The following is a 13,392-nucleotide window of genomic DNA, read 5'->3' on the forward strand; positions in this document are numbered from 1 at the left end:
AGCCCTAATGCCAGTCAGTCAAGCGTACATCGCCCTCTGTAGGAGCGAGCAAGCTCACTCCTACAAAAGCCTAGGGCAAGCCCCCTCCCACATTTAGATCTGCCGTGTGTCAGCTGACTTTCAGTATCAACTTCCCGAAGTTCTCGCCGCTGAACAGCTTCATCAGCGTTTCCGGGAAGGTCTCCAGCCCCTCGACAATATCTTCCTTGCTCTTGAGCTTGCCCTGGGCCATCCAGCCGGCCATTTCCTGCCCGGCCGCCGCGAAGTTCGCCGCGTGGTCCATCACCACAAACCCTTCCATGCGCGCACGGTTGACCAGCAACGACAAGTAGTTGGCCGGACCTTTGACGGCTTCCTTGTTGTTGTATTGGCTGATCGCGCCGCAAATCACCACGCGGGCTTTGAGTGCCAGGCGGCTGAGCACGGCGTCGAGAATATCGCCGCCGACGTTATCGAAATACACGTCCACGCCTTTGGGGCACTCGCGTTTGAGGGCGGCAGGTACGTCTTCGCTTTTGTAGTCGATGGCGGCGTCAAAGCCCAGCTCATCGAGCAGGAACTTGCACTTGTCGGCACCGCCGGCAATCCCCACCACGCGGCAGCCTTTGATCTTGGCGATCTGCCCGGCGATGCTGCCCACGGCACCCGCGGCGCCGGAAATGACCACGGTGTCACCGGCTTTCGGCGCACCGGTCTCCAGCAGGGCGAAGTAAGCCGTCATGCCGGTCATGCCCAGGGCAGACAGGTAACGGGGCAGGGGCGCAAGCTTGGGGTCGACCTTGTAGAAACCACGGGGCTCGCCGAGGAAGTAATCCTGCACGCCCAGGGCGCCATTCACGTAGTCCCCCACCGCGAAGTTCGGATGGTTCGAGGCAATCACCTTGCCGACGCCCAGCGCCCGCATCACTTCGCCGATGCCGACCGGCGGGATGTAGGACTTGCCCTCATTCATCCAGCCACGCATGGCCGGGTCGAGGGACAGGTATTCATTGCGTACCAGGACCTGGCCGTCGGCAGCCGTGCCCACCGGCACTTCCTGGTAGGTGAAGGTCTCTCGCGTGGCCGCACCGACCGGGCGTTTGGCGAGCAGGAATTGGCGGTTGGTCTGGGCGGTCATGGCAAGGACTCTTTGGAAATGAATCATGAGTGATAGCCCTTCAGTGACGCCAGGGCAAGGTTGTCTGCGGGAGGCGAATGCCCGTCGATAGGCATCGCTGATAACCATCCCGGTAGACTTATCACTGCGATTCATGCAGCGCTAACCCGCCGTCTGATAGTGCTGACGCGCTGATCCCTGTGTTGGCTAGACTCGCGCCACCGCTACCACTCCCATAGGACAGTTCCCATGAGCATGACATTTTCTGGCCAGGTCGCCCTGGTAACCGGCGCCGCCGCGGGTATTGGTCGCGCCACTGCGCTGGCGTTCGCGGCCGAAGGCTTGAAGGTGGTTGTTGCCGACCTCGACGTGGCGGGGGGCGAGGGCTCTGTTGCGCTGATCCGCCAGGCCGGCGGCGAAGGGGTGTTTGTGCGTTGCAACGTCACGCTCGAAACGGACGTACAGCAATTGATGGCGCAGACGGTCGCCATCTATGGACGACTGGACTATGCCTTCAACAACGCCGGGATTGAGATCGAGAAAGGCAAGCTGGCCGACGGCAGCCTGGATGAGTTCGATGCCATCATGGGGGTTAACGTCAAAGGCGTCTGGTTGTGCATGAAGTATCAGTTGCCGCTGTTGTTGGCCCAGGGCGGCGGAGCAATCGTCAACACGGCATCGGTGGCCGGGCTGGGGGCGGCGCCGAAGATGAGCATCTATGCGGCGTCCAAACACGCAGTGATCGGCCTGACCAAGTCGGCAGCCATTGAGTATGCGAAAAAGAAGATCCGCGTGAACGCGGTCTGCCCTGCCGTGATCGATACCGACATGTTTCGCCGCGCCTACGAGGCCGACCCGCGCAAAGCCGAATTCGCGGCGGCCATGCATCCGGTCGGGCGCATCGGCAAGGTTGAGGAAGTCGCCAGCGCCGTATTGTACCTGTGCAGTGATGGTGCCGCCTTTACCACCGGCCAGTCCCTGGCGGTGGATGGCGGCGCGACGGCGATCTAGGACGGCAAGTCGCACGGCATTCGAAAATAGGGCGAGGTGCTGTGGGGCGTTTCCATAGGGGGCAGTGGGCCGTGTTCGAATATGTATCAGTAGGTAAATAATCCAATAAAATCAATACTTTAATAAAACTTGGCAGCAAGTTTTGGCGGGCTTCTGTGCTTAACTGTTTTGGGTTAACAAACAGTTGAAGTGAGTGGCTCATGGATTTAGGGATCGATCGACAAGCCCTGGTACCGGTTGTTCAGCAAATCGTCAGCGCGGTGGCCCATTGGATTCGCAAGGAAGGAGTGAGCCCTGGAACGCGCTTGCCGTCCATTCGGCAACTGGCCCTCGACAACCTGCTGAGCCAGTCCAGCGTGATCGAGGCGTTCGAGCGGTTGGTGGCCCAGGGCCTGTTGGCTCCGAAGCACGGCTCGGGTTTTGTGGTGGCGCAACCCGCCACTGACCAGGAACGCCACTGGTACGAAGGCGCGGAGCAACTGTGGGGCGCTTTTACCGATAGCCCGCTGGGCGAGCTGAAGCTGGGATGCGGCTGGCTGCCGGACGCCTGGCGCGAAAGCGATGACATCAGCTATGCGATCCGCGAACTCAGTCGTACCGATACCGGGGCCTTGTTCAATTACAGTACGCCCTTGGGGCTGCCGGTGCTGCGCGAACAACTACTCAAGCGCCTGACCCAGATTCACATAGCCACCCGCCTGGACTGTATTCTCACCACCCATGGCGTCAGCCATGCCCAGGACTTGCTGATACGTACCTTGCTCAAGGCTGGTGATGAGGTTGTGGTGGAAACACCCGGGTATGGCAACCTCTATCGCCAGTTGGCGTTGCAGGGTGTCACGCTGCTGGAGGTTCCGCGCGCCCGTGGCGGCCCGGATATCCCAGCCTTGGAGATATTGCTGCAAACCCATCGGCCCAAGTGCCTGTTCATCAATAGCCTTTATCACAATCCCACCGGCACCAGCCTGTGCCGCTCGGTGGCGCAGCGGTTGTTGGAACTGGCGCGAGAGCGGGATTTCCTGATCATCGAAGAGGATGTCTACGGCGACCTGCAACATGCCAGTTGCACGCGCTTGTCGGCGCTGGACCACAATGACCGGGTGATCTATGTGTCGAGTTTTTCCAAGACCCTGAGCAGCGCCCTGCGCGTGGGTTACCTCTGCGCCAGTGCCACGCTCATTGCGCAATTGGCTCACCTCAAGACCCTGACGGGGCTCGGCACCTCGCGCTTTGCTGAAGCCATGGTGGCAACCTTGTTGAGCAACGGCACTTACCGTAAGTGGGTGCAGCGCCTGCGCAAGCACCTGAATGCGCAGATGGCTGCGACTTTACAGGTGCTGGAGGATGAAGAGTGGCAGGTCTTTGCCGTTCCCGCAGGGGGCATGTTCCTGTGGGCGCGACCGGGCATCCCGGACCCATCGCGGCTGCAGGCCTGTGCACGGCGGCTCGGCGTGCTGCTGTCGCCCGGCGCGCTGTTCAGCCCCACCGGGGAGCGTAGCGACTGGCTACGCATCAATGTGGCCTATGCAGGGGATCAGCGCGCACTGGCGTTGTTCCGTGCCATGGGGCCGACCAGATCGACCTCGACCATTCTGAAAACGACGGGCATGTAGCTTTTTGCCATTATTGCGACGCCAGCGGCTTGTGCTCGGGGCCTCGGGGTTGCCACTCTCACTGCTTGTAAACCTGGTTTATGGCATCTGCCATTGCAAGAGGATCAAGTGCAATGATTTGGGGCGTGCAACGACGATTCGCCAACCTTGGCATGGCAAAAAAACTGGGCTTGGGTTTTACCTTGGTACTCCTTCTGACGGCCCTGGTAGCGGCGATCGGTGTGGGGTCCCTGCACGCCGTCGGTCAGCGCTTTGATGGCCTCAAGCAGATGTCTTCGCTCAATAGCGAGCTGCTCAAGGTGCGCCTGATCGAGCAGAACTACGCGCTGCACGCCGACCCCAAGGCTGTTGACGCCCTGCATAACAGTGTTGACGCGTTGCTGGCCCAGGCCATCAGCCTCAAGGCCCGGTCCGTCATCAACGAGCAGGTGATGAGCGATGTCGAGCAAGCTTTGATCGCCTATCGCAAGGCGTTCGATGAGTTCGTCGACTTGACCCAGGCCAAGGACCTGGCGCTGGAAATGGCCAGTTGGTCGGTGTCCAGCGTGGCGAATAACCTGGACGTGTTGCAAGCGGGCCTTGCTGACGATGGTGCCTATGGCCTCAAGGAGAGCCAGGGCAAGGAGGGCGCCGAGTTTATCACGCAGGCGGGGCAGGTCAGCCAGGTGTCGCGCTTGATGCTGCAAGCCATGAACGAAGCGCGAGTGCGCCTGGATCAGAGCCGCAAGGCTGAAACAGACGACGGCGCACAGGGGAAGATCGAGCAGGCCGACCAGGCCCTGGCCGAGGTCGAAAAGCTGAAAACCAGCGTCAAGGACGCGGGCTACCAGACCGTACTCAACGAAGTCAGCGGGCATATCGCGTCATTCAGTGAAAAGCTCGGCGAGTACACCGGGCTGCTGGCCCAGGAAAAGCTGGTCTATACGCAACTGCATGATCGCGCCGAGCAAGTGGTCAGCCAGGTCAATCAGGCATACGCCGCTGAAGATCAGTCCATGCAGGTGCAGTTGCAGCACAGCACGCTGCTGATCATCGCTTCCTCCGCCTTGGCGTTGCTGGTGGGCTTGATTGCTGCTTGGCTGATTACCCGTTTGATCGTTGCGCCGTTGCGCAGCGTGATCGCCGTGGCCCAGCAGATTGCCTCGGGTGACCTGAGCGGGCGCATGGAGGTCAGCCGCCGCGATGAAATTGGCCAATTGATGCAAGCCATGCAGCAGATGAGCAGCGGTTTGAGCCAGATGGTCAGCGGGTTGCAGGCCGGCATTGAACAACTGGCCAGTTCCGCGCATTCGCTGTCCAGCGTTACCGAACAGACCAACCACGAGGTCAACAGTCAGAAGGAAGAAACCGAACAGGTTGCCACGGCGATGAACCAGATGACCGCCACGGTGCACGATGTGGCGCGCAATGCCGAGCAAGCGGCGCAAGCTGCACAGACGGCGGATGCCAAGGTCGACAGCGGCCAGCAGGTGGTGCGCATGAGCTTGCAGCGTATCGAATTGCTGGCCACGTCAAGCAACAGTGCCAGCGCGAGTATCGAAAGCCTCAGCGCAGAGATCCAGAACATTGGCGCCGTGCTGAGCGTGATCAATAGCGTGGCCGAGCAGACTAATCTGCTGGCCTTGAACGCCGCCATCGAAGCGGCGCGTGCCGGTGAGCAGGGGCGTGGCTTTGCCGTGGTGGCCGACGAGGTACGGGCCCTGGCCAAGCGCACCCAGCAATCGACCGAGGAGATCGAACGGCTGGTCAGCACCTTGCGCAGTGCGGCGCAGTCGTCGGTGCAGCAGATCCAGCAAAGTGGCGAACTGGTGAAACTGGCGGTCGGTGATGCGCTGGAAACCGAAAGTGCCTTGGGCAGCATTGCGGCCGCCGTGTCACTGATCCAGCAAATGAACCAACAGATCGCCGCCGCCGCCGAGGAGCAAAGCTCGGTGGCCGAAGAGATCAACCGCAGCGTCACCAGTATTCGGGCAAGTGCCGATCATTCGGCGCTGAGTATGCAAGGCAATGCAGCATCAAGCGTCCAGCTGGCGCAGTTGGGCGTGGAACTCCAGGGGATGGTGGGGCATTTCCGCCTGTGATCGCCGCTGGGGTGCGGCGAGCAAGGCGAAGGGGGTCAGGCGTTGTTGGCGAGGAAGGTCAGCAGTGCTTCGTTGACGAAGTCCGGGTTTTCGCGGCTTGAGATATGCCCGGCCTCGGGGATCAGGATCAGGTCGCAACCAATCAGTCCGGCCATTTCCTCGGATTCGGCAGGTGGGCGGGGGGTGTCTTGCTCGCCGCACAATATCAGGGTGGTGTCGGCGTCCAGACGCGGCAATTGCTCCAGGATATCTTCACGGCTGAAGATCAGGCGGCCCAGCGGTACGATGCTATCGAGCAGGCGTTCGCGGGGGAATCCCTGCAGGGATTTGCGAAAGTCCTGATACAGCGCCGATTCACGGTCGATGTTCGGGCGAAAGAAGATCGGTGCGATCACATCCAGTAGCGGCTCGGGGATGGCGCCGGCGTCTTCGATCATCTTGAACAGCGAGAAATAATACTGGCGAGTCGCTTCAGGTTCGGCGCCGAGGTAGGTGTCCATCAGCACCACGCTGTTGATGCGCTCGGGCGCCAGTAGTGCCAGGCGCGCGCCCCACATGCCACCGACCGACAGGCCCACCAGGTTGATCTGCTCGACGTCCAGGTGATCCAGCAGCGCCAGGGCCTGGCGAGCCAGATCATCCAGGGACCGGGTTTGCGTGGGCATCGGGCCCGACTCGCCATGGCCCCACAGCTCGGGGACGATTACACGGTATTGCTGGGACAGCGCTTCAATCTGCGGCGTCCACATGTCGCGAGCCCACAGGTAACTTGAACCAAGCAATACGACCGGGCCGCTGCCCTGGTCGAGGTAATGCAGCGGTTGTCCATCAATCACGGCAACAGGCATAGCAGGCCTCTAACTTCACGGAGTGAGGGGCACTTTTTTACGCTAGTCGGGGGCGGGGGGATAGATGCAAAGTGATGGCATATGGTGTGAGGGTGCCATCCAACTGACACCCCTCCCACGTTATTGACTGGGCTGTCAGTCGTAGATAGCTTTCTTTTTCCACTCGGCGTCGGCATCGACGACCTTCAAACCTTCGGTCAGCTCGTTGACTTCGTCTTCTGCCGGTTGGCTGTTGGTCAGCACCGTGGAGTTGGCGCGGGCCAGTTGTGACTCCAGCAGTTGCAACTGTGCGCTGTAGAGCACCGGTTCCGGTTGTTTGCGCAAGTACTGCACGCCGCGTTCGAACGCCAGGCGCGCCTGGCCGGGCTGGCCTTGCAGCAGGGCATGTTGGCCGAGGTTGTTGAAGAACTCGATATGCAGCAGTACCAGGATATGACGGATTTCCTTGATCCAGTGCTTGGCTTCATTGGTTGGCAGGAAACCGTCCTGGGCTGCGCGGGTGACTTGGCCGTGCAGGGCTTCGAGCAAAAAGCGCACGTCCTTGGCCTTGGCTTCGGTCTGGATCGGCGCAGGTGGGTTGGCCACCGGAATCGATTCGCCCTGGGCGATCAACGCATTCAGCTCGCTGATACGTGCCTTGATTGGTGCGCTGGACTTATTGAGGTTCAACAGGCGCTGGTTGACGTTCAGTTCCAGGCGAGCCAGCAACAGTTTGAGCGCCGGGGTCATCAGTTGGCCGGGGAAAGTCTCGGTGATTTCACCGCAGCGACGCAGCCGATCGTTAAGCTCGATCTCGGTACGCTTCTTTTCCAGCTTGTTGTTTTCCACCACGTGGTTCATGTAGCCAATGGCGATCAGTATTACGATCCCGGCTATTACCAGCAGGGTGATCATGAGTGGTGTCACCGGTGTGACCTCTTTATAGGGTTTGCTGTGGAGTGTAGTGACTGGGGCACCCGGCGGATAGGACCGATCGACCAGTTGCCCGGGTAGTTTCTTCTATATAGGTAAGCGCTTCCGAATGGGTGCACATTGCCATCACTTGCCCAGGCAGACTATAACGCCTTGTTGAACGCCAGAATATAGGCGCCAAGGCTCCAGCGGCGACAATGCCCGCACGGGCCGGCAAACCATGGCGAAGTCATTGATTTAAATAAATTTATCCTTGGGGGTTGACGACCTTTCAATCCATCCATAGAATGCGCGCCACTTACAGCGTAAAGCACACAGCGAAACGCGGTAGGGAGTGAATGTTGTACGTGTGTCCCCTTCGTCTAGTGGCCTAGGACACCGCCCTTTCACGGCGGTAACAGGGGTTCGAGTCCCCTAGGGGACGCCATATGCGGGAATAGCTCAGTTGGTAGAGCACGACCTTGCCAAGGTCGGGGTCGCGAGTTCGAGTCTCGTTTCCCGCTCCAATTTACAAGCAATGTGGCCTTATGGCGGCATTGAGTGAAACCAGGACCAAGTCTTCGGACGAGGCCTCTGGGCACTGGAACACACACCATGTGTTTCAGTAGCGTGTCCCCTTCGTCTAGTGGCCTAGGACACCGCCCTTTCACGGCGGTAACAGGGGTTCGAGTCCCCTAGGGGACGCCATTTGCGGGAATAGCTCAGTTGGTAGAGCACGACCTTGCCAAGGTCGGGGTCGCGAGTTCGAGTCTCGTTTCCCGCTCCATATTTAAACGAAAACGCCGATCAGCAATGATCGGCGTTTTTGTTTGTGCTGAATTTGGCCCGATACGGTTTTGCCGCGTTCAAATGGCCGCATGGGCTTGCGGCCTTGGCATAAAAACGAGCTGCATGATCAGTTTGCCAACCGATCGAGCCAAGCCAGGTTGTGAAGGTCAAGCGACATGTTCTACCCCTTTAGGGTTAGGGATTTGCAGGCCAGGGCTAAGTACTTGTAGGTATTTACTATTCGACAACGCCCGGTATATTCACCCCGAGCTTACGATAGCCATGAAGGCGCTTCGGGTAACAGGGATAGTCATATGAGTCGATCACACTTGCGAGCTATTTTTTTAGCCTCGCTGCTTGGCGCCGCCATCAGCACGCCGGCCAGCGCCGCGCAATCTTCGGTGTATCTGTATAACTGGTTCGGGTTTCTCGAGCCGCAAACCCCGAAGGAGTTCCAGCAGGAAAGCGGCATCAAGCTGCATATGGATGCCTTCGACAGCGCCGAAACCATGCAGAGCAAAGTCATGGCCGGGCGCACCGGTTATGACCTGGTCGTGGCTACTTCCAATGTGCTGCCCGGCCTGATCAAGGCGGGGGTGTTGCAAGAGCTGGACCGCTCGCAACTGAGTAATCTGTCGCATATCGATCCCGATATCCTGTCTCTGCTGGCGGTCAATGACCCTGGTAATCGCTACGCCGTACCCTACGTCTGGGGCACCACCGGCATTGGCTACGATGTGGACAAGGTCAAGGCCGCCCTGGGTGATAACGCCCCGGTGGACAGCTGGGATCTGATCTTCAAAGAAGAAAATATCAGCAAGCTCAAGGCCTGTGGCGTGGCCATGCTCGACTCGCCCAGCGAAATCATTTCGATCGCCTTGCACTACCTGGGGCTGCCCAGCAACAGTACCAACCCTGAGGATTACCAGAAGGCCCAGGCTCTGCTGCTGAAAATCCGTCCCTACGTGCTCTATTTCGATTCCTCGCGAATCGACACCGATTTGGCTGACGGCAATATTTGCGCAGTTGTAGGCTGGGCCAATGGTGCGCTGGCTGCGCAGGCGATCAATGAAAAATCCAACAGCGGACGCAAGATTGCCTACAGCCTGCCTCGAGAAGGCGCATTGGTCTGGTCTGAAAACTGGGTACTGCTCAAAGACGCTCGGCACCCCAAGGCTGCGCTGGAGTTCATTAATTACATGCTGCGCCCCCCGGTGATTGCCAAGACTTCCAACTACATGCTCTATCCCAACGCCAATAAAGATGCCACGCAGTTCGTCGAGCAGAAGTTGCGCGATAACCCGTGGATTTATCCCGATAAAAAGACCATGGCCACGCTGGTTCCGCTTGAGCCGTTGCCGTTGAAGGCGGAGCGTATTCGTACCCGGGTCTGGACCAAGGTCAAGAGCGGTACGTGAGTGTAGGCCTATTGGGCGTTTGACCCAGGGGCCGGGGAGGGCAACAGCATGCGCCAAGGCGGTGATCAGTGCTATTTGGAGTCAGACGACTACAAAGCGTACAAAGAGATTGAAGAGCAGATCGGCCTCTGCACGCCGGAACAAGCCTGGGCCATGTATTACGTCTCAACGGGCATGGTGCGAGAAAACATCACCCTGGCGGTGATGGAGCACATCGGCAGGGGGAATCGCGCATTGTTGCTTGAATTCCCCGACCTGGTACGGGTCAGGGGGCGAGACTATGAGCCCGGAGCACTCGCGTCCAACTGGCCTTTGTTGCGCAGGCATCGTGGATAACGCCCTGCGCAGCGCCTATGCAAAGCAAAGCTTGATCGCAGGATATCCATGTAAGGCATATTGCACTGGCTACGGCGCTGGGGCTCGTTGAGGTCGTCTCATAGCCAGCCAGGTGGATAAGGGTGGGCTCGATAGAAGCGACGTAGGGCGAGCACGTCTCGCTCGACGGTTTTTTTTACCCAAGCCTGATAAGCCGCTTGCACTGTCATTTCGCCAGCCGGCCAGGACCGACAATCGATAATCGCCGAGGCCGCCTGCATGCCGGATATCAATGCCTTGATCACGCCGTGAGAGGCGCACGGGTCCAGCGTCGCAGCGGCGTCACCGACTAGAAAATAACCGCTCCCGGCTGTCGTGCGGCACAGTCGCCACGAGACATCTGCTCCGCGAATCCGGCCGATCATCCTCAGTGGCTCCAATCCCTTGGGTATCAGGCGGTGCGGCACGTCTTGTGCAAACGCCAGTTGGGTCCAGTGCAGGCAGGTTGGGCTGATACGGGCAATCCAGTGCCAGCCGTCTGAGTGGGCAAACAGCCCGAGTTTTTCATCCGGCAGGTTGCTGTCTTCGCAGTAGCCGTAACGTGCGACCAACCGCGGTGAAAAACGGCGCAAGGGTATTTTCAATTGGCGTTGCAGCCAGGCGTGATGCCCAGTGGCATCTACTACAAATTGCCCGGTCCATTGTGCTGCTTGCGCCTGGACGCCTTGAACACGACCTTGCTCCAGCAATACCCGGCTCGGATGTCTGAGATGAACGATCTGCACGCCCAGATTGCGTGCCTGTTCAAGTAATTGCTGGTCGAGTAACGCTCGCGGAATCTGGAAGCCCCTCCATTGCTCGTCGCCACTTGCGCTGAATGCCTGGAAACGAGGCGGGCCATCCCAGTGAACCCAATGGCCCGTGTGGCGGTGGTAATTCTGGAGGGTGATCCCCAGTTGGCGCAGCAGCGGCTCAACGCCAGGGTGCAGTGTTTCTCCTGGCCGGTGTCTGGGAAAACTGGTCTTCTCCAGCAGGACTACCCGTAGCCCTCGCTGTGCGCAGTGGATTGCTGCAGCGCAGCCAGCCGGGCCGCCGCCGACAACAACGACGTCAAAGTGACTCATCGAGGTGTCGCCAGGGCTCCCCGTCCCGGCGGATAAGCAGCGCGTCCTGGCTCATATACAGTTCGATCTCTTGCTCTATTTCCACATGACGAAGTTTGAAGTCGTGCGCTGGGGTGCTGATCGCGCCGTGTTTGTAAAGCCTGTAGTACGCCACCTCGCCTTCCAGTCGCAAACCGGCCTCTTGCTGTGCGACGTCGAAAGCTTCGTCCGGTAATTGCACCTGAAAAAACGACAGCAGCGGCCAGCGTTTTCGTTGCTCGCTGTCTGAGCCCGCACCGACTGCTTGATAGGCGCGGCGCATGCCCAGGACACGCTGATGGTACTGCCTGGTGCTGGTCTGCCCGGTCGCGGCCAGTGAGATCCGGCCATCCAGCGCGGCCTGGGTGTAGTCGCCGTATTCATAAGCCTGGTATTGAACCAGCGTGCGCCCCTCCAGTTCGATCAGTGAGGGGCCGCTACGCCCATCCCAGGCAGGCTGGTCTAGCAGGCCGATTTCGTTGTCAGTCAGCGGGATGACCGTAGCAGAGACATTGCGTGGTTCGAACGTACGGGTTGAATCAGGCGCCACCCCTGGCCAGTACGAACCCAGCGCAGCACAGATGCGTGCATCTTCCGTGAACGGGCTGGCTAACTGATAGCCACACAGCATATTGGTGAATGGGGCATCTACCAAACCACGGCCGACTTCCCAGCCAGGCCCGAAGACGCCGCTGGCGAAATCCGGCAGCCAGGATTGTCGCTGGGCATAGGCCGCCGGATGTCCGGGGCTTGGAGTCGTGGACGTTTGGGGGTGCGAGACGATCGCAGTGGCGCCGCGGTCTTCAGCGGAAAAATAACCGCCCCTGAGCGATTGATTGATGAAAAACCGCACATCGGACAGTGGGTTGACTCGCGTGTGCCATACCTGCGGACAGGGTGGGGTAGGACAAGGAAAAACCTGCGGGTCGCTGGACCATTGCTTGAGTTCCCGTTGTCCACACAACGGGTAAAAATCCGGTGCTCCGATAATCGAATAGGCGGCGATGCTCTGCAGTTCCAGTGCTGGACAGAGTGCGCGCACCCAGCCATCGGCCATTGCGTCCTGATAGTGTAAGGCTCGGTAGCCTCCGGCCTTGACGATGGCATCGACATCCTCACGTTGATTCAGGTCTTCAATCGAGCCGTCGTCACGCACATGATGGCGCCCATGCACCAGGCCGCCGGTGCCCGGAGGCATCATGAAGGACAACGGTCGGCCTTGGTAGTGAGCCAGCTGCACCAGCCGCTCCTTGGCGTTGGGCACCAGCAAGCCTGGTGCAAAGCCATCGATATCCGCCCAATGACATAACCCCTCGGTAATGACGAACGGTGCGTTGAGAATGTCAGGCTCTTGCCAACCGGTATTGCGAAAGCGTCTGTGGATTTGACCGATCTTTTCATTGACCTGGTGATTGCCCAACTGAACGCTCAGGTCCATACCCGCCACGCACTCGTCGCCATCGAATACCTTATGCAAGGGCACCCAGAACTCAAGATCATGGTCGATGGATTGAGCATTCATCGGGCCGAACCGCTCGGGCTGACCCACATGCCGTGCCGCTATGAACGCGCCGTAGCGCGCCGGGATAACGCGCATTTGATTGGGCTGGTCCTCGACAAAGGGCAAAAAGCCCCTGCGTTGCGGGTCATACAGCGCTGGCGCCGTACCGACCCGGGCGATTCCGGTGCGGGAAAAGCACAGGTCGGCCTGGCGCCCATGCACGGTCTCGGGGCGGGGGCGGTATTCATAGGCAAACACGGCAATCGCCAGCTCTGCATCACCGGCGGCCAGCCGCAAAACCTCCATGCTGGGAGGATTGGCACCGTAGACATAATTAAGGATGTGTTCGGTTTCAGCAGGGGTAGGGAAGGCTGTGAGTGCACTGCCGTTGATTCCGAGGTTCACATTCGGCGAGGCGAATGCATGAAACAGCAGGCTGGCGGCCGGGTGCCCAGGCTCGACGCCACGTACGCCATCGGCCGAAAAGTCTTCAAAGCCGGGCTGGGTACGATCGATGAGCAGGGGTTTGGCGAGTTCATCGCGCAGGGTTGTCGAGGTTATGTCCAAGCCATGGTGCAGCAACAGATCACGCCAGCCGGTGGGAGCCAGGCGTGTGCAGGCGCGTTCGACAGCATTGATCAGCGACATCCCGAGTGCTCCGACAGGTTCAGAGGCCAGGGTACGTTA

General features: G+C 59.5%; 10 protein-coding genes and 4 tRNA genes. 9 read left to right on the forward strand and 5 right to left on the reverse strand.

Annotated features, from left to right (window positions below; genetic code table 11):
* Window positions 1–109: 109 nt before the first annotated feature.
* Entirely contained in the window at window positions 110–1,117 is a 1,008-nt protein-coding gene (locus J1G33_RS16570; RefSeq protein ID WP_148852269.1) for an NADP-dependent oxidoreductase, read from the reverse strand.
* 228 nt (window positions 1,118–1,345) lie between these two features.
* Between J1G33_RS16570 and J1G33_RS16575 the strand changes: the two genes are divergently transcribed.
* From J1G33_RS16575 to J1G33_RS16585, 3 genes are all read left to right on the forward strand, one after another.
* Entirely contained in the window at window positions 1,346–2,107 is a 762-nt protein-coding gene (locus J1G33_RS16575; protein ID WP_223018418.1) for an SDR family oxidoreductase, read from the forward strand.
* Between the two features lie 200 nt (window positions 2,108–2,307).
* Complete coding sequence (locus J1G33_RS16580; protein WP_032877072.1) at window positions 2,308–3,720, forward strand: PLP-dependent aminotransferase family protein; 1,413 nt, start codon at window positions 2,308–2,310, stop codon at window positions 3,718–3,720.
* A 113-nt stretch (window positions 3,721–3,833) separates the two neighbouring features.
* On the forward strand, window positions 3,834–5,801 hold the full coding sequence (locus J1G33_RS16585) for a methyl-accepting chemotaxis protein (RefSeq protein ID WP_223018419.1): 1,968 nt from the start codon (window positions 3,834–3,836) through the stop codon (window positions 5,799–5,801).
* A gap of 35 nt (window positions 5,802–5,836) precedes the next feature.
* Here J1G33_RS16585 and J1G33_RS16590 read toward each other — a convergent pair whose 3' ends face one another.
* Together J1G33_RS16590 and J1G33_RS16595 are read right to left on the reverse strand one after the other, a co-directional pair.
* Window positions 5,837–6,649: an alpha/beta hydrolase gene (locus J1G33_RS16590; RefSeq protein ID WP_032877070.1), complete on the reverse strand. Its 813-nt coding sequence runs from the start codon at window positions 6,647–6,649 to the stop codon at window positions 5,837–5,839.
* Between the two features lie 135 nt (window positions 6,650–6,784).
* Entirely contained in the window at window positions 6,785–7,543 is a 759-nt protein-coding gene (locus J1G33_RS16595) for a hypothetical protein (RefSeq protein WP_005786648.1), read from the reverse strand.
* Window positions 7,544–7,912: 369 nt separating this feature from the next.
* Here J1G33_RS16595 and J1G33_RS16600 point away from each other — a divergent pair.
* From J1G33_RS16600 to J1G33_RS16625, 6 genes are all read left to right on the forward strand, one after another.
* Window positions 7,913–7,988 (forward strand) — tRNA-Glu (locus J1G33_RS16600).
* Between the two features lie 3 nt (window positions 7,989–7,991).
* A tRNA-Gly gene (locus tag J1G33_RS16605) sits at window positions 7,992–8,067 on the forward strand.
* A gap of 105 nt (window positions 8,068–8,172) precedes the next feature.
* A tRNA-Glu gene (locus J1G33_RS16610) sits at window positions 8,173–8,248 on the forward strand.
* Window positions 8,249–8,251: 3 nt separating this feature from the next.
* Window positions 8,252–8,327, forward strand: a tRNA-Gly gene (locus tag J1G33_RS16615).
* A gap of 316 nt (window positions 8,328–8,643) precedes the next feature.
* The gene (locus J1G33_RS16620; RefSeq protein WP_078820751.1) at window positions 8,644–9,747 is read left to right on the forward strand and encodes a polyamine ABC transporter substrate-binding protein; all 1,104 of its coding nucleotides are present in this window, start codon (window positions 8,644–8,646) and stop codon (window positions 9,745–9,747) included.
* A gap of 48 nt (window positions 9,748–9,795) precedes the next feature.
* On the forward strand, window positions 9,796–10,083 hold the full coding sequence (locus J1G33_RS16625) for a hypothetical protein (protein WP_005786654.1): 288 nt from the start codon (window positions 9,796–9,798) through the stop codon (window positions 10,081–10,083).
* Between the two features lie 98 nt (window positions 10,084–10,181).
* Here J1G33_RS16625 and J1G33_RS16630 read toward each other — a convergent pair whose 3' ends face one another.
* Both J1G33_RS16630 and J1G33_RS16635 read right to left on the reverse strand, forming a co-directional pair.
* Window positions 10,182–11,186: an FAD-dependent oxidoreductase gene (locus J1G33_RS16630; RefSeq protein ID WP_148852263.1), complete on the reverse strand. Its 1,005-nt coding sequence runs from the start codon at window positions 11,184–11,186 to the stop codon at window positions 10,182–10,184.
* Entirely contained in the window at window positions 11,173–13,353 is a 2,181-nt protein-coding gene (locus J1G33_RS16635; RefSeq protein WP_223018420.1) for a hypothetical protein, read from the reverse strand. Before J1G33_RS16635 ends, J1G33_RS16630 begins: the two co-directional genes overlap by 14 nt.
* Window positions 13,354–13,392 lie beyond the last annotated feature (39 nt).

The sequence above is a fragment of the Pseudomonas sp. P867 genome (assembly GCF_019891455.1).
GTDB classification, from domain to species: domain Bacteria; phylum Pseudomonadota; class Gammaproteobacteria; order Pseudomonadales; family Pseudomonadaceae; genus Aquipseudomonas; species Aquipseudomonas synxantha_A.